Origin of the sequence: Mycoplasmopsis glycophila (assembly GCF_900660605.1) — a bacterium.
GTDB classification, from domain to species: Bacteria; Bacillota_I; Bacilli_A; order Mycoplasmatales; family Metamycoplasmataceae; genus Mycoplasmopsis; species Mycoplasmopsis glycophila.
In genome coordinates this window covers 338,282-356,052 of the sequence record NZ_LR215024.1, presented here as the reverse complement: position 1 = coordinate 356,052, position 17,771 = coordinate 338,282, and the positions used below count along the sequence as shown (strand labels likewise).

The following is a 17,771-nucleotide window of genomic DNA, read 5'->3' as shown; positions in this document are numbered from 1 at the left end:
TATTTAATCAATTTTTTATTTAATATTAAATAAAAATGTATATATACAAAAATAACCGGGAAAATAAAGGAGCTATTATATGAAACGTTTACAATGTTTGTATAAACCAAACAAAGATAAAAATTATCCATGAGCACTTAAACACCCTAAGGTTGAATCAGCACTTGCTGTTTTCAAAACACGTAAAGATGCAATGGCTTGATTTTTATCATTAGGATATGATTGTGCTACTTGATTCCAAAATGATCGTAAAGTTTGAGGAGGACTTCTTATTGCTGAGAAAAATCCTGAAAATGGTCAAATGGAATACGAACTTAATGTTGAAAAATTTGACGGTCAATTAGACTACAATGAAACATTAAAAGAACTTAACATACTTGAAAATGGCCTTAGAGACGAAAAAGAAGCTGCAGATTCTTTAGCTCAAGTTGTTGATTTTAAAGTATTAAAAGATCACCACACATATTTCCCTGTAGATGACGATATCGTTATTGAAAGAAAAAAATCTAAAAAAGATTTAGAAATTGAAGAATTAAGAGCAAAAATTGCTGAATTAGCTGCTTTACTTAGTTCAACAAACTCAGAATTTCACGATGAAATTCAAGATTTAATGAATAAATTACAAGATTCTAGTTCAGACAAAGAACTTCTTAACAGACAAATTGAAATTTTAAAAGCTCGCCAAGAAGCTTTATTAAAAGAACAAGAACAAAATGTTGTTGAAAAACCAGTTGAAAAAGAAGTTATCAAAGAAGTTGAAGTTGTTAAAGAAGTGATTAAAGAAGTTCCTGTATACGTTAAAGAAGATGAAGTTGTTAAATTTGCTTTCTTTGGTGATTTAGATAAAGAAGATAAAGTAAAAGCTTTAGCTTTATATGCTAACAAAGTTGAAAAACTTTTAGATAAAATTGAAGAACAAAAAGTAACTTCAAAAGAAGATTACAACGAAATTAAATCAAATATCGATTTAGCAGTTAAAGCAGGAAAAGAATTAGAAAAACAACAATTAGAAGAAGATTCACACAAATTACTTAAATTAGCTGAACTTTCTCTTGCTCACACACAAAAACATTTATCTGATAAAGTTGTAAGTTCAAATGAAATTAAGAACTCACCAGCTACAGCAGTTTATGTACTTGATGAAGCTCAAGAAAACGTAAGATTAGCACAAGCAACATCATATGTTTTATATGAATACAAACACGTAGCATTTGTACCTGAAAAAGATTACAAATTCGCTATTTTTGCAGACGCTCAAAAAGCTGGATTAAATAAATTTGTTGTATTCAAATGACCAGTTGAAAAAGAAGTTGTTAAAGAAACAGTTGTAGAAAAAGCAAGCGATGAAGACCAATCAGATGATTGAGCATTCAAAGGACTTGTAGTATTTTCATTTGCTTTAGTTTGAGCAGCATTATTCACACTTGCAGTTTTATTAGGTCTTGGACTTATCATCTAGTAAAAATTAATTAAATAAAATTCGGTCAAACGACCGTTTTTTATTTTGTTTTTTGTACAAAAGAAAAATTTGGGAGTGTCAAAAAAATGGTGGAACAACTTCTCTTCCTGGTATTAAAACATTAAGTCAAGGGACAACAGAAGAAGAGATGGCAAAGTTTGTCAAAATATTAGAAGATATGGCTTTATATGTTGAAACAATGATTAAAGCATTTGCTTTAGAGCCAAAAGATGAAGCTGTCAAAGCAGTTTGATTAGCAGATCCACAAAACAACAATACTCACGTTGTTGGAACAACAAGAATGGAATGACTTTACTAACCTTCTTATGCAATGGATCATTACGATCAATACAAAGATAATATTCGTGAGATATTTGAAGGAAACTTTGCTAAATCAAACGCAGTAATGAATGTGATGAATAACATGATAGGTGATAATTTTGCTACTAACAGTGATAATTCAGCTAAAAAGGATTTAATTGAGCGTATAACAAACATCAAAAACTATGATGATACTAATGGAAGTAAATTAGATCAAAAGTAGATGCACTAAACCTTGTTTATGACAAAATTATTGAAATTCAATGTAATACAGAGCTTCCAGAAGAAGTTAGAAAAAACATTGTTGACCAAATTGCTGTATTATACACAGGAGATGCTAATTTTAACCCAAATGGATTAACAGAAACTATTGCTGAAAAACTTGCTGAAATTACAAAAACAGTTGAAGCTTTAGAAGAAACATACGAAACAATCAAAGAAATTGAAAATTCAAGTGAGACAACAACATTTGATACAGATGCTAAAAACTCAAAATACATCAAGCAAGCTCTTGGTGAAATTAAAAAACCAAATGTAACACATAAAAACTATGCTCAAGTAGTAAAATCATGACATAAAAGAATTCAAACTCTTTTTGCATTAAATGAAAAAGATATTCTTGAACGTGCTTTAGAGCAAATTTCACAAAATATCATGAATCTTACAGCTATTGCACATAATGATTCAGAACTTGATAACAAATTAGCTAATGAATTAAAAAGAGCTGACGCTATTCCTAAATTTATGAAAAGCAAACTTCCAAGTGAAAAATTAAATTCTATTAGAGAGCAAATTGTTGATTATATGCTTAATGATGTAAAAATCAATAAGCCTGCCGATTCAAATAACGAACTTGTAAATTTAGCTAGTCAAGCAATTAGTGGCCCTTTATCAACATTTACAAAAAATGCAAACATTTATTTAGACATGATTAAAGCTATTGAAACAAACGACGGTATGACACTTTATATTTTACTTAATCAAGCACCAAGTTCACTTCAATTCCCAGAATTTGCTCAACATTTAGAATTTAATGATTATTTTGCTTTAATTAATAAACCAAATAGTCAATTAACAGAACAACAAAGAAATCAATTAAAGAATTTAGTTCAAAAAGATTCTGATAACTTAATTTTTAGTTTAATTCAGAAAAAAGTTAAAAGCAAACTTGCAGAAAGCACAACACCAGAACCAACAAATAACGGTGGCTCTACTTCAAACCAAGGTGGAGCAAATACAACTCCAACAACACCTACAGAAACTGAACACAGAGATCAAACAACTAAAAAAAATAGCAAAATTTGAATTCTTTTAGTTGCAGTAGGCGGAGCAATTACTGTCTTTGCTGCATGATTTATCTTCTTTATCTTCAAGAAAAGAAAGAATAAAAAAGATGCAAAATAAAGTCTTATTTGAAAGCCATTAAACCAGCTTATATTAAGCTGGTTTTTCTTATAATTTCTTTTAAACTTGGAACATATGCTTAAAATCAAGTAAAAAACTCAAAACACATTAAAATGTTTTGAGTATCTTTAAAATGCATTTAATTAAGCTTTGTTGTTTGAACCAAATTCGTGAATTTTTTCTCTAACTGTTTCACACATTGCATCAAAACCTGGTTTGTAAAGTTTTCTTGGGTCAAAGTTTTTACCTTCAAGATCTTTTCCACTAAGAATGTATTCTCTTAATGCTTTGTGGTTTGCTTGTTGAAGTTCTGTGTTAACGTTGATTTTTGTAATTCCTAAACTAATAGCTTTTTTGATTTGTTCTGAAGGAATACCACTTCCACCATGTAAAACAATTCCGATTCCAGCAGCTTCTGAAATTTTTTCTAATGTTTCAAAGCTTAATGATTTTCATGATGCAGGGTATGGACCATGAATGTTTCCAATTCCAGCGGCAAGAACATCAATTCCTAATTCAGCCATCATTTTAGCTTCTTTTGGATCTGCAAATTCTCCATCTCCAACAATTCCGTCTTCTTCTCCACCGATTGTTCCAACTTCAGCTTCCATTGACATGTTTCTATCTTTAGCTAATTTAACTAATTCTTTTGTTTTTTGGTAGTTTTCTTCAAATTTTTCATGTGAACCATCGAACATAATTGATGTATAAGCTTCATTTTCAATTGCTTTTTTACATCCTTCATATGAACCGTGGTCAAGGTGTAAAGCAACAGGAACAGTAATGTTAAGGTCTTTAATTAAACCTAAAACCATTCCTCCTACTACATCTAATCCACCCATGTATTTAACTGCACCTTCACTTGTAGCAACAATAATTGGTGAGTTTTCTGCTTGAGCTGTTAATAAAACAGCCTTTGCTCATTCTAAATTATTAATGTTAATGTGAGGAATAGCGTATTTTCCTTCTTTTGCTTTTTTGAGCATTTCTGATGCGTTTACTAAAGCCATTTTTCTCCTTAAATTTTTATAGTATTAATAGACTTCAAAAGTCGAACTTGTTCATGTTTCATCGCTATTTCTTGAAAATCTACGATCAACAGTTAATAGACGATATAATTCACCCATTTTCTTTGTTCTGATTTTTTCGTAATCATTATCTTCATTGACAAAATCTTTTTCTCATTTTTCTTTAAGTTGCTCTTCTACTTTTTCAAAAAGCTCCATAAATTTAAATGATTTTTCTGTGTCTTCAGAAATAATTTCAATAGCAATTTCTAGCATTGTTTTGTTTTTCATCTTAGTATCCTTTCGATATTACAATTACAACAATACTTGTATTATATAATATATGTTTTTATTTTTTTATATTAATTAGTATTCATTAAAAAATTATTTTTAGTGGAAAGCTTACCACAAAAGAATTTTTTACATTTGATCAGGTGCTGATACACCAATTAATGATAACCCTAGTGCAAGCACGTTTTTACATGCTAACACCAATGCAGCATAATTAGCTTCATATTCGTGACCTAATAATTTAGTTTCTGCATAAAAACTATTAAATGCTTTAGCTAAATTAATTAAGTATTGGCTCATTAAATTAACTTTTGTAGTTTCAACAATTGTACGAATTAATTCAGGAAATTCATCAAGAAGTAAAATCACTTTTTTAGCTTTATCAACAAAAACAAGATCATTAGTAAAACTTGGTTGTTTTAATTTATCTAATAAACTAACACTTCTTGAGTGTGAGTATTGAACAATAAAGACAGGGTTAGAAGCATCTTTAGAATTAGCAAAATCAATGTCAAAATCAAATTTATTATTAATTTCTCTAGTTAACATAGTAAAACGAATAGCATCAGGAGAAGCATACTCTAAAAGATCTTCAAGAGTCACGCTTGTACCTGCTCTTTTTGACATTTTAAATTCTTGTCCATCTTTGATCAATCTAACTAATTGAATTGTATAGATATCTAAATTATTTGGATTGTGGCCTAAACATTCCATTGCTATTTTCATTCTTGGAATATAACCACTATGATCTGCTCCTCAAATGTTGATTAAACGGTCTGCTTTTGCAAATTTAGTTTCATGGTACGCAATATCAGGTAACAAGTATGAATCGCTTCCATCACTTTTAATAAGAACTCTATCTTTATCGTCTCCATAATCTGTTGTTCTTAAAAATAAGGCACCATCATTTACATAAGTGTGTTTTTGAAGTTTTTGAAGCACATCTTGAATTGAACCAGATTCTTTTACTGCTTTTTCACTTGAATATGTATCAATTTCAATATTAAGTCTTGCGATATCAAATTTAATTTTGTTTAAAAGAATTTCTGTAGCTACGTTTTTAAATTCTTCAAATTTTTGTTCATTAGTTTCAACAAAATAGTCACCATACTTTTCTTTAATTTTTTCAGCAGCTCACACGATGTCATTTCCACGATAGCAATCTTCAGACATTTGAGCTTCAATACCAAAAAGATGTAAATATCTTACTCTTGCTGAATTTGCTAAAACATTAATTTGATTTCCAGCGTCGTTAATATAATATTCTGACTCAACATTGTGACCAGCATGTCTCATTAAACGGACAAGAGCATCTCCATAACAAGCACCTCTAGCGTGTCCTACATGTAAAAAACCTGTCGGATTGGCTGAGATATATTCAAGGTTAATTTTTTGAGACTCAACAACATTTTTCCCATAATTTTCTTTTTGATTAATAATATTTTTTAACACATTATTAAAAGCTAAATTCGAAACAACAATATTCATAAATCCGGGTGCCGAAATATCAATACGTTTAATGTATTGATTGTTTGATAATTTTGCAACTAAATGTTCTGCAATAACCATAGGAGATGTTTTTTTGTATTTTTTAAGTATGAAAGCAACGTTTGTAGCGTAATCATAATTAATTTGATCTTCATTAAATTTTTCAGGTACTTTGGCCTCAGTTAAATTGAAATCTTTTTCTAAAAGCTCAAATTTTTCTTCAAAGAAATTTGAAGCTTGCATTTCATAAACAGCTTTAATAATTTCCTTTTTTACTATGTTTTTTAAAGTCATTTTACTCCTTATTTTGCTATTTAAATTAATGTTTGAATTAAATAAAATACAATAATTTCTATATCAAATTATAATTATTTTTTTAATATAAAGATTAAAAAGAATATAAATGTTTATAATATTTTTACTATGTTAAAAATATATGTATGTGGACCTACGGTTTATAATGATGTTCATATTGGTAATTTAAGACCAATTATTACTATGGATCTAATTTTAAAAGCTGCAAGAGCTCTTGGAATTAGCTTTAAATTTGTTCATAATATCACTGATATTGATGACAAAATAATTCAAAAAGCTCTTGAAACCAAAACAAGCGAAACTGAAGTTGCAAATTTATATTCTCGTAGATATTTAGAAATATTAAACAAATTTAATGTTGACACAATAACTGATTTAGAATACGTTACTAAAAACATTGATAAAATTAATGATTTTATCCAAAGATTACATGACAACAATGATGCTTATATTGACCTTGAGAAAAATCTTTGATTTAATGTCGAAAAATATAAAGATAAATACGGAAGTGTATCTAACCAAAAATTAGAGTTTATGATTTTTGAAGATACTAACTACAATAAAAATTTTCCTGCTGATTTTGCTCTATGAAAAAACACAAATCAAGGAATTAAATTTGACTCATTTCTAGGGAGTGGAAGACCAGGATGACACACAGAATGTGCTGCATTAATTTTTAAACACTTTCAAGATGATAAGCTTGATCTCCATGGCGGTGGAATGGATTTAACTTTTCCACACCACGAAAATGAAAACATACAATATTATGCAATAACCAAAAAAGATATAACTACTAAATGACTTCGTACTGGTCAAATTAATTTAAATGGAATCAAAATGTCTAAATCATTGCAAAATGTTTTTTTAGCTTCTGATTTTATCACTCAATATGAACCAGATATTTTTAAATTAATCATCTTACTTAATAATGTAACTAGTTTAATAAATATTGATGAAAATGTTTTTAATAATTCAAATAAGATCCTTCGTAAAATTAAAAATATTTATTTTTTAGCACATTTAAGTAGCGTAGCAATGAATCACAAAAATAATGAATTAGCCACAAAAGCCTTTCAAGATCTATTTGATAGAAAATTTAGTGATTTTATGAAAACAATCAATGATTTAATTAAAAAAATTAATACCGAGAAAAGACACGAAGATATCGCAACACTAGTTTATATTTTTGATTCACTTGGCTTTGATTTTAAAAATGAAGATTATCCAAAATATGTTCAAATATATCAAAACTGGCAGATGGATCTCAAAAATAAAGACTATTTAGCTGCTGATGCTAAAAGAGAACTTTTAATGAACAAAAAATTAATTTAAAAAGTTCACTCGACGGAAAAAAAGGAAAGAAAAAATGAAACAATTAATAATGTGTGGAAGAAATTCTGTTTTAGAAGCTGTTAAATATAATTTTGAAATTGAAAAAATTTATTTAGCTAAAAAAGAAAATTTAAGACTATTTGAAAATCTTGTGCCTCCAAAAATGCTTGAAGTGCAATCAAATGATTTTTTAAATAAATTAACAAAAGAAAATCACCAAGGTTTTGTTGCTTTAATTCGTCCTATTACTTATTGTGATCTTCCTTTTTTAATTAAAAACATGCCTAGCAATGTCCTTATTTTAGATCACATTCAAGATCCACATAATTTAGGAGCAATTATTAGAACAGCTAATGCTGCAGGGATTAAAGATATTATTTTACCAAAGGATAATGCAGCCCAAATAAATGAAACAGTTTTAAAAATTTCTTCTGGTGGAATAATCAATACCAATTTCTATCGTGTTTCAAGTTTAAGCGCAACAATTTCGAAATTACAAAAAGAAGGATATTGAGCTTACGCAACAACTTTAGATCAAAATGCTCTTCCTCACACACAAGTAGAATACAACAAACCAACTATCATAATTGTCGGTAACGAAGGAACAGGAGTGTCAAAGAGCGTTCTTTCTGTTGTTGATCAAACAGTGTATATTAAGCAATTTGGTAATGTTCAATCATTAAACGTGTCTGTAGCAACAGGGATCATACTTTTTGATTTAATTAATAAAAATGACCAAGAATAAAAACTTAAATCTCACGCAAGAAATGTTAACCTTTTTTCATTTAGATGAAGAAAGCAAAATTACAAAAGAAAAATTAATTTACAACTTTAAAACTTACCATAACAGAAACATCAAAGTTCTAGCATCCAAAATTTTTAGAATTACTGGAGCTGGCTTTTTTGAATTTCAAGAAGTTTATAACAAATTATTAGAACAAGTATTTGCAACTATTGAAAAATACTCCAAAGAAAGATTTCAAGAATATAATTTTGTAAATTTCTTTTGGAAAGATATTAAATTACAAACCTTAAATTACTTTAATTTAGCTAAAAACGCTCAATTTAAATTCGAACGAAAACTATCCGAATTAGAATTTCCAAGAACTAAATTACAAGAGATATTATGAGCTATCTCTTCAAGACGTGCATACAAAGAATCCCGTTTGCAAGAATTAAAAGCAAAGATAACTTCCGAGAACTTTTTGACTCCGAAAGAACAAACTTATGTTGATATGCTATTTGGCAAAGGAGATCTTTTTTCAAAGGAGCTAAACTATAACAAAAGAATTTACCTAATTAAAAAAATTAGAAATAAATTATTTTGTTAAATATTGCATGTGCTAAAATTAATGTATGACTAATAATAAAGTTTCGATTGCATGTGAAATTTGCAAAAAGAAAAATTATGTAAAAAACAAGAGTGCTGGAAATCCAGAGCGTCTTGTTGTTAAAAAATTTTGTCCTCATTGTAAAACACAAACAACACATAAAGAAGAAGTTTAATAATGTTTAAAAGAAAAAATAAAGAATTACAAGCATTAGAATTACCCCAAACACCACAAGAGCAATCAAAAGCTCGTAGCAAGGAAAAAAGATATTTCTTTCGGAGAGTGGTTAAAGAAATCAAACGGGTAAGATGACCAAACTCAACACAAAATTGAAAAAATTTAATTAAAATCATTATTTTTACAGCAATTTTCGTTCTTTTTGTGTATCTTGTTTCGATTGCTTGTCAACAACTTTGAGGATATTTAAACATTACATAAAATAATAAACAAACTATAAAATATCAAAATAGAGAGGTCTAAATGAATAATTTTAAATGATATATGATTTCAACAGTTAGAGGAAAAGAAGAAAACGTTGTTGAGTCACTAAATAACCGTATTTTCGCTGAACAAGTAGAAGAAAATTTTGACCTAAAAGCAACTGAAGAAGGTCCTTTCAAAATTTTTAGAAAACCAACTTTAACAGCTAAAGAATTAGATAAAAAAATTCATGGCGATGCATATAAGGTTAAATGAATTAATCTTTACCCTGGTTATATTTTTGCCAAAATGAATATGACAGACAAAGCTTGATTTGTTGTACGTAACACACAATATGTCACAGGATTAGTTGGTTCATCAGGAAAAGGAGCTAAACCTACTCCTGTAAGTTCATTAGAAATGAAAAAAATGATTAAAACTGAAGCAGAGGCAATTGAATTATTTAACACTGGTAAAAACTTACTTGAACTCAAAGTAGGTGATCTAGTTGAAGTTGTTGATGGTCCTTATAAAGGTGAAATTGGTCCAATTGAAAATATTATTTTAGAAAACAATACAGCAATAATTTCGATTGAAACATTCGGTAAAAAAACTCTTGTTGAATTAAGTTTAGACTTTTTAAAATTAAGTGAATAATGCACATACTAAAACCAAACATAGAGCAAAAAAGTTCTATGTTTTTTTATAATTTTTGTTTGACTCTTAATAATAAGATGTTATAATATATACACAAATACACGCGAGTGTAGTTTAATGGCAGAACTTCAGCCTTCCAAGCTGACTATGAGGGTTCGATTCCCTTCACTCGCTCCATTTCATTTTAATGACCGTTAACACAACTAAATGTTGTGTTTTTTCTTTTTCTCATTATGCGAAAGAAAAACACAAGCTTAATTCAAAACTTGTGTTAATTTCTTAAATATAGGCTTGAAAATTAGTTTTTATCTTTTCTCTTTTTAATTGCAAACGCTATAATTCCAGTTCCAGTAGCTGCTAAAAGAGCCAATAAGATTCATAATCATGCAAGTCTACTACTTGGTTTTTGTGTCACATTATCTTTATTAGCTTCTTTTATAGCGCTGTAAATAACATCTGATGAATCTTGTTTTGTAATTTTCTTAAGATTGTCGATGTCTTCTTTTGTTAAATCTGACGAATCCTTGTTAACAATCTCAAAGTAGTTAATTTGATCTAATTCTTGTTTAAATGTGTTATATAAGTTTGGATCGATTGAGTGAATTTCATCAAATGCATGATTAAATTTATCTTGGTCATTATTTAATAGTGCATCCTGCGTTTCCAAGTTAGACCTCATTTTTTGAGGTCTTTTTTTAACCATATATCGTAGATATATGAATTTTCGAAAAATTTTTATTTTTTACACACTTTACACACTTAAATATGGTATAATATATATGTTATGAAATATAATTTATGCAAGAAAAAACAAAATGGTAAGTATTATTTGGTGTTAGCAATTTCAAAAGGTTTCGGCAAAGGATATGGAAGTCAAGTAGGTTTAGGATACTGAGAAGATATTAAAGAGAAATATAACCTTTCCGAAATTGATGATATTAAACCAATAGCAGCACAAATAAACACTAATTTAAGTAAAAAAGATGTTAAAGCAGAGTTTTTTAAAATGTTGGATCCAACTTCTGTTAAAACTAAATTTCAAAATATCGGAATTGAAGCAATTTACAAGATTATTAAAGAATTGGAGTTATTCAAATCTCTTCCAAAAACTAAACACAAGGCTTTAGAAGAAGTTTTGGATTTTATCATTGCGACTCGTATTTTGATACCAAGAAGTTATACATCACAATTTAAAAATAAAAACGATTTTATAAATAAAATAGATGTTCAAAAATCATCAATTTTTAACTATTTAGATACAGTTTTGGAGCATAAAAATACCATTTTAGCTGATTTGCATAAAAAAATTAACGAGCTAACAAATACAAATGATCATATACTTCATTTTGACAATACAACTGTTTATTTCGAAAGTTTTGAAAGAAAAGGAATAAGAAAAAAAGGCTTTTCAAAAGATGGGAAACATAATGAAGATCAAGTTGTAATTGCTATGTCAGTGGATTCAAATGGAATACCATTTCATTACAAAGTTTTTCCAGGAAATACTGCTGATTCTAAAACAATGATTGATTTTCTTGTTGAAATGAAGAAAATTTACAATATATCAAACTTGACAATAGTTGCAGATCGTGGTTTAAATAACAATGCAAATCTTCGTTTCCTTGAACAAAAAGGCTTCAAATACATTTTCCAAAAAAGAATTGATACATTGAATGAAGAAGGCAGAAATTTTATCGTTGAGGATAAAGATTACATGTACAAAAATGAAATTTTTTCGAAAGAAAGATATGTAGATTCAGTGTGAAACAAAAAGAGATTTAATGGTGAAATAAGAAAACAAATTGTTTACTTTAGTCCAGCAAAACAAACACTTGATAGAATAAAAAGATTAAATTTCTTATCCAAAATAGATAAAAAATCCACAAATCAAAAAATTTGTTTGAGTGATTTAGTGCCTGAATACAAGAAAAAATACATGGATATTGAAGGTAAAACAGTTGCAAAATTGAACTATGAGAAAATTAAAAAAATAGCCGATCAAGACGGTTTTTACATGATTGAAACAAATATTCACAACCTAACAGCTGAAAAAGCTATAGAAATTTACAGACAACAGTGAAAAGTTGAAGAGAATTTTAGAACTTTAAAATCATCAATTCAAATTAGACCAGTATATGTTCACAATGAAAATCATATTTTAGCTCATATACTATTATGTTTTTTATCACTTGTGACATTAAAGTATTGTCTCTTTAAATTAAAGAAATATTATGATGATAATGGAGAAATACAAGAAGTAACTTTAAAAATGCTTATTGACTCTATAAATCTAATAAAAATGTCCAAAAAGGAAGTGAATGGAGAAATTGTAAACACGACAACTAATGAATTTGATGAAGATCATAAAAAATATTTCAAAATTTACAAAGACTTCATTGCTTGCATAGGTTAAATTTATGTGTGTAATTTAAGACACAAAAAAGACGAATATCGCTATATTATAGTAATATTCGTCTTTTTTATGCTTTTTAACTTGGAAACTCAGGATGCGAAAGAAAAACACAAGCTTAATTCAAAACTTGTGTTAATTTCTTAAATATAGGCTTGAAAATTAGTTTTTATCTTTTCTCTTTTTAATTGCAAACGCTATAATTCCAGTTCCAGTAGCTGCTAAAAGAGCCAATAAGATTCATAATCATGCAAGTCTACTACTTGGTTTTTGTGTCACATTATCTTTATTAGCTTCTTTTATAGCGCTGTAAATAACATCTGATGAATCTTGTTTTGTAATTTTCTTAAGATTGTCGATGTCTTCTTTTGTTAAATCTGACGAATCCTTGTTAACAATCTCAAAGTAGTTAATTTGATCTAATTCTTGTTTAAATGTGTTATATAAGTTTGGATCGATTGAGTGAATTTCATCAAATGCATGATTAAATTTATCTTGGTCATTATTTAATAGTGCATCTACTAAATCCATTTCTGCATTAGCTAATTTATTTAGCTTTTCTTTTTCTTTAATTAATTGATCTTTTAAATTAGCGTGTTTTGGATCTTCAAGATCAACATCTAGGTTATTTTCAACTAATTCCTTAAGTTTGTTTTTGATCTCTTCATAATTTTGATCATTAACATTTGAGTTTTTGTACTCATCTAATTTTGAAGCTAAATTGTTATATTCTTTTAGTTTATCAATAATTTTTTTGTAATCAGGGTTGTTGATACCAATTTCATTTAGTTTATTTCAAATCTCATCAAGCTGTTCATTACTTAAATTATGATTTGTAATATCTATAGTTAACTCGCCAATGATTTTATTTGCATTTTCGATTGCTTCTTTGAGTTTTTCTTCTCAATTTTGATCTGTTGAATCTGCATTTTTGACTTTTTCTTTGAGTTGTTCTTTATCTTTGTTTGATAAATTCTCTTTAGAGTAAATAAGATTAATTAAATCACCTTTTTTCTTGTTAACTTCTTTCGCTTTGTTGAATGCATCAACAATTTGATCATTGCTTGTTGAGTTGTCAATTTGCTCTTTAAACTTTTCTTTTTCTTCTGGGCTTAAGTTAGGTAAATTATCAATTTTATCCTTAAGATTTTCAACATTTGGAGCAATTCTATTCAGTGCATCTTCAATTTTATGGATTGCTTCTTCAATATCTTGTAAGCTAAAATTATTTGGATTATTTAAAATATTTTCTGCATTACTAATTGCATTGTTGTACTCATCTTTTTTATCTTGCGCGGCATTTTTATAACTTGCTGAATTTCTTATGCTATTTGATTGACTTACAAGTTCCTTGAGCGCATTGATCTTATCTTCACGTTTTTTATTTCCGTTTAGAGACTCAAAATCTTCTTTAAGTTTATTAAGTAATTCGCTAATTTGATCTAGATTTAAGTTTGCTCCAGAGTCTTTATTTAAGTTATTTAAAGCATTTTCATATGTTTCTTTAAATTTATTTTGTAACTCTTTATCTGCATCAACAAAATTAAGGTTCTCAAGTGGATTTTTATCTTCTCCTTGTTTAATAACTGAATCAATGTAATTTTTAAGTTCAGACATTTTATCATTTAATTCTGTTGCTTCATTAATAAGAGCTACAACTTTGTTTAAATCATTTTGATTAGCTTCGATTCGATTTAGAAAATCTTGTTTTTGAGCATTATTGAGGTTATCTAAACTGTCAACTTTTTCAATTGCATTTTCTTTTGCTTTGTTTGCAAATTTATCAAGTGATTCACTTGTATTATTAATCAGTTCATCAATTTTATTCTTAATTAAATCAGGATTATCTAAATCAAAATACTCTTCATTTGCTGTTGTATCATTTATTAACTCATTATTTTCATTTACTCTGTTTTTAAGTTCATTTTCAAGCTCTTTATTCGCTTTATCAGCTAGATTTGGATCATTAATGATATTAGAAGCTTTATCGTTTTGTTTTTTAAGCTCATCAAGTTTACTAATAATTTCATTAATTGTGTTTTCTAACTCTTTAAGTTTTTCAAGTGAATCTGCTTCGTCTAATTTATCTTTAATTTTTTCTTTTAATGCCGGTGGTAGAACATTGCTATTTTCAATTTCTTCTTTAAGTTCATCCCGTTTTTCACTTGTTGAACCACCATTTAAGTTAGCACGAGCACTTGCTAAATTATTTTTAAGATTATTAGCTTGTTCAACACTTAAATTAAGCTCTTTAGCTTGATTTGCTCTTTCTAAAGCAAGATCAAAAGCATCCTTATATTGTGAATCAGAATTAATATATTTATCTTTAGCTTTTGTTTCGTTTGATTTAGCTAACTCTTCAAGAAATTCACTCATAGCATCATCAAGGTCTTTTGCAGTACCAACTACGCTTTTGTCTTTGACATCAATAATACTTTTAATTCTAGCTACATCGTTTTGAGTATTAATTTCTTTAACTAATTCTTCTCTTTGTTTGTTATTTAAATGTGGCAATAAAGTAATGTCATTAACTTTGGAAATTGCATTATTTTTAGCACTTTGTAAGTTTTGAACTCCATTTAAATTATCATAAGCTGTTTTTAATTTATTGATTTTATCTTGCACAACATCTTTTTTAAGATCTAAAAGCTCAAGATTTGCAGTAACGTCTTGCAATATTTTATTAAATACATCTTTTAAGTTGCTTGATGCTTGACCATATTTAAGGTAATCTGCACTACTTATGTTTTTAATTGCTTCACTTTTAGCTTTTAAGTCTCTTAACTGTGACATTAATTCATTAAGTGTATTAGCAGAACCTAATTGATCGTTTGCTTCGATTTTAATGATGTTTTTAAGTTCATCAATTGAATGAGCTTCGCTAATTTTATCGTTAATTTGTTTAATTTGCTTGTTATTTAAAGCATTTAATTTTTTCAGAGCTTCTCTTGCTTTTGCTTTAGCTTGTGCTAGTCCTTCAACACCTTCAAGATTTTCAATTGCGTTTCTTACATTATCAGTAAGTGTATTAATAAATTCTTTGTCAATTGAATCATCTGCTTTAATTAAATTTTCAATCGCTTGATCTAATACTTTTTTGTTTTCACTTGATGAAAGTTTGTAGTTATCAGTTTCTTTTGTTTTCAGTGCAGATTCTTTTAAATCTTTAACATCTTGCATTAAATCATCTAAATCATTGATCTTGTTTTTAAGATTTTGAAGTTCAGTTACTTTATCAGCTTTATTTAATGAGCTGTCTTTTATTTTTTGATCAACAAGATCTTTTAATAATTCTTTTTGTTTTGGAGTTAAGTTTTGTTTGTTTTTAATGCTTTCTAAAGCATCTAAATATTCTCAAAATAGTTCAATTTCGTCAATTCGAGGATCAACATCCTCAACTCTAATAAAAGTAAAGGCATAGTCTTTATTTGCAGGATATTTTTCTAAAATAGTTTCAATTTCGTCACGATATTCTTCTGGAAAATCTGGTTGTTCTTTCAATTTGTATAAATCATCATACATTTTTCTTAATTTAACCATTTTATCATTGGTTTCTTTGATTAAACCTGAATTATCATTTGTAATATCAATTAACTTTCTTAATTCATCATAATTTTCGCTTGCACGAACTTTTTGAATAAATTCGTTTTGTTGTAATGGCACTAAAGCTGGGAAATTGGCACTATCTTCAACTATTGCTATTGCTTTGGATCTTTCAACTTTAAATTCATTAATTGTATATTCAACATTGAAAATTAAACGATATGGATCTTCAGGATCTCTAGTTGCTTTTGAAACTTTAATATCTCAAATATCGTTGATTTTCTTAGGAATTGATGCTTCTAATTGTCATGTCTCAAAAACATCCTTACCATTTGATGTTAAATATTCATTTTGAGTTTTTGTATCAAGTGAAGAAAATGTACGAGAATATCATGAATCTACATCATTTCTTGTCTTATTTCCACTTAATATTATTCCTGAATTTGGAACAGTTCCTTTACCAGGAGCAACTAAATTGAATTCAATTTGATCTTCATTAGGTAATTTATATAAAGTTGATTTTGTCTTGTATTCTCTAACATCAATTGAGTAATTTTGACGATCAGCATTAATTTCTGCGGCTTTTCAGTTAAAACTATAGGTATATTTACTTTGGTCATGAGTAGTAAAACCAGCCATAACATAAGCTAAACCACCAGGGTTTTTAGCATCAAAATAAGCTTGGTTTTTTCTTGTTTTAAAAGTCACTTTAAATCAGTTTTGATCTGCGAATGTACCTCAATCTGTTCCTGTATCATAACCAAAACTAAAAATAGTTCCAATATTGTCTTGGAATTTCTTGCTATGTTGGTAGCCTTCACTTGAGCCGACTGATCCTTCTGTTATGCTACGTGGTGGGTAAAAATATCTCTCTCCTCTCTTATTAAGTTCTGTTTCCATTCGATCAAGAACACTATTATCTATAGAAAAATAAGCTCTAACTGGGTTTGAGTCTGGAGTTGGATTAAAAATTCCTCAATCAGTAAAAAGATTTTTATAAACAGGGTTAATTGCTCATTTATGTTCTAACCTTCATTTGTTATCACCTTCTCAATAAACCAATGAAGTTGTTCATCTATTGAAATTATTTAATTTTCCTTTTCTGCTACTTCCAGGAATTGGAATATCACTAATGATCGCACCATCAGACATAAAATTAATATCCGCGTATTTTTCTCTTGCAGTTTTAGGATTTGCTGGAACAACCGGAATTGGAGCTTGAATACTTTGAAAAATGCGTTCAGAAGTTGTACTTCTATAAGCTGTTATGAACATGCTTCTTGGTACTAATTCTAAACTTTTTGAAATAACAATAGAAAAACGCGGTCTATTGCTTCACTCTTTGCTTGTAGTGTCTATTTCTCCTCTTACGAAAGTTGGGTTTCTATTGAAAGTTGCTTCTCATTCTTGCTCTTCTTCGTATCATTCTTCTTGATCTTTTAATTTATCACCTTTTTCACTTATGGGTCTAATTGTGGCTAATGAATAATCTTTATTTCCGTAAACTTGTGGATTATAACCAACATTGAAAGGTTCTTTTCCTTTCATATTTCACTGATAGTGATTTGGGTTATAAAATGTCATAAGATCTTCATTAAAAACAGCTATTGAATCAGGCGTGCTAGAGATAGCCACTCTATCTCCGTTGTTTGAAACAATAGCTGATGTTGCTACCAAAAATAATGGTGATGTTGAAACTGAAGTTATTAATAACTTACTAAACTTCTTCATCTTATTCTCCTTAATATTAACTGACAAATACTTTAAAAAATAAAATCTTGAAATCTATATTT

General features: G+C 28.1%; 16 protein-coding genes and 1 tRNA gene. 12 read left to right on the top strand and 5 right to left on the bottom strand.

Annotated elements, in window-relative coordinates; translation table 4 throughout:
• Positions 1–79: 79 nt before the first annotated feature.
• From EXC46_RS01355 to EXC46_RS01340, 4 genes are all read left to right on the top strand, one after another.
• Complete coding sequence (locus EXC46_RS01355) at positions 80–1,459, top strand: MAG3090 family protein (RefSeq protein WP_027333835.1); 1,380 nt, start codon at positions 80–82, stop codon at positions 1,457–1,459.
• A gap of 52 nt (positions 1,460–1,511) precedes the next feature.
• A complete protein-coding gene (locus EXC46_RS01350) occupies positions 1,512–1,778 on the top strand; it encodes a hypothetical protein (RefSeq protein WP_027333834.1) in 267 nt (88 codons plus the stop codon).
• Between the two features lie 12 nt (positions 1,779–1,790).
• Positions 1,791–2,003 (top strand): hypothetical protein, encoded by a 213-nt coding sequence (locus EXC46_RS01345; protein ID WP_027333833.1) that lies wholly within the window; start codon positions 1,791–1,793, stop codon positions 2,001–2,003.
• A 431-nt stretch (positions 2,004–2,434) separates the two neighbouring features.
• Positions 2,435–3,184, top strand: a complete 750-nt coding sequence (locus tag EXC46_RS01340; protein ID WP_027333831.1) for a hypothetical protein — start codon at positions 2,435–2,437, stop codon at positions 3,182–3,184.
• Positions 3,185–3,327: 143 nt separating this feature from the next.
• On the opposite strand, the gene fba is transcribed toward EXC46_RS01340, so the two are convergent.
• The 3 genes from fba to argS form a co-directional block, all read right to left on the bottom strand.
• Positions 3,328–4,194 carry a class II fructose-1,6-bisphosphate aldolase gene (gene fba / locus EXC46_RS01335; RefSeq protein WP_027333830.1) on the bottom strand — a complete coding sequence of 289 codons (867 nt, stop codon included), beginning with the start codon at positions 4,192–4,194 and terminating at the stop codon, positions 3,328–3,330.
• A 24-nt stretch (positions 4,195–4,218) separates the two neighbouring features.
• Complete coding sequence (gene rpoE, locus EXC46_RS01330; protein WP_027333829.1) at positions 4,219–4,482, bottom strand: DNA-directed RNA polymerase subunit delta; 264 nt, start codon at positions 4,480–4,482, stop codon at positions 4,219–4,221.
• Positions 4,483–4,611: 129 nt separating this feature from the next.
• Positions 4,612–6,264: an arginine--tRNA ligase gene (gene argS, locus EXC46_RS01325; RefSeq protein ID WP_027333828.1), complete on the bottom strand. Its 1,653-nt coding sequence runs from the start codon at positions 6,262–6,264 to the stop codon at positions 4,612–4,614.
• 129 nt (positions 6,265–6,393) lie between these two features.
• Here argS and EXC46_RS01320 point away from each other — a divergent pair, with 129 nt between their 5' ends.
• The 7 genes from EXC46_RS01320 (at position 6,394) to EXC46_RS01290 (ending at position 10,202) form a co-directional block, all read left to right on the top strand.
• Entirely contained in the window at positions 6,394–7,617 is a 1,224-nt protein-coding gene (locus EXC46_RS01320) for a class I tRNA ligase family protein (RefSeq protein ID WP_129622115.1), read from the top strand.
• A gap of 34 nt (positions 7,618–7,651) precedes the next feature.
• Entirely contained in the window at positions 7,652–8,362 is a 711-nt protein-coding gene (gene rlmB / locus EXC46_RS01315) for a 23S rRNA (guanosine(2251)-2'-O)-methyltransferase RlmB (protein ID WP_027333826.1), read from the top strand.
• Positions 8,349–8,948, top strand: coding sequence for a hypothetical protein (locus EXC46_RS01310; RefSeq protein ID WP_027333825.1), 600 nt, complete (start codon positions 8,349–8,351; stop codon positions 8,946–8,948). The genes rlmB and EXC46_RS01310 overlap by 14 nt, the downstream gene beginning before the upstream one ends.
• 25 nt (positions 8,949–8,973) lie before the next feature.
• Entirely contained in the window at positions 8,974–9,123 is a 150-nt protein-coding gene (gene rpmG, locus EXC46_RS01305) for a 50S ribosomal protein L33 (protein WP_027333824.1), read from the top strand.
• 2 nt (positions 9,124–9,125) lie between these two features.
• Entirely contained in the window at positions 9,126–9,386 is a 261-nt protein-coding gene (secE, locus tag EXC46_RS01300; RefSeq protein ID WP_084262966.1) for a preprotein translocase subunit SecE, read from the top strand.
• A 42-nt stretch (positions 9,387–9,428) separates the two neighbouring features.
• Entirely contained in the window at positions 9,429–10,025 is a 597-nt protein-coding gene (gene nusG / locus EXC46_RS01295) for a transcription termination/antitermination protein NusG (protein ID WP_027333823.1), read from the top strand.
• Positions 10,026–10,128: 103 nt separating this feature from the next.
• Positions 10,129–10,202: transfer RNA gene (locus EXC46_RS01290), tRNA-Gly, on the top strand.
• Positions 10,203–10,323: 121 nt separating this feature from the next.
• Here EXC46_RS01290 and EXC46_RS01285 read toward each other — a convergent pair.
• Entirely contained in the window at positions 10,324–10,728 is a 405-nt protein-coding gene (locus tag EXC46_RS01285) for a hypothetical protein (RefSeq protein WP_129622114.1), read from the bottom strand.
• A gap of 81 nt (positions 10,729–10,809) precedes the next feature.
• Between EXC46_RS01285 and EXC46_RS01280 the strand changes: the two genes are divergently transcribed.
• Complete coding sequence (locus tag EXC46_RS01280) at positions 10,810–12,438, top strand: IS1634 family transposase (RefSeq protein WP_084262976.1); 1,629 nt, start codon at positions 10,810–10,812, stop codon at positions 12,436–12,438.
• A gap of 159 nt (positions 12,439–12,597) precedes the next feature.
• Here EXC46_RS01280 and EXC46_RS01275 read toward each other — a convergent pair whose 3' ends face one another.
• Complete coding sequence (locus EXC46_RS01275; RefSeq protein ID WP_027333644.1) at positions 12,598–17,709, bottom strand: rhoptry family protein; 5,112 nt, start codon at positions 17,707–17,709, stop codon at positions 12,598–12,600.
• Positions 17,710–17,771: the final 62 nt, after the last annotated feature.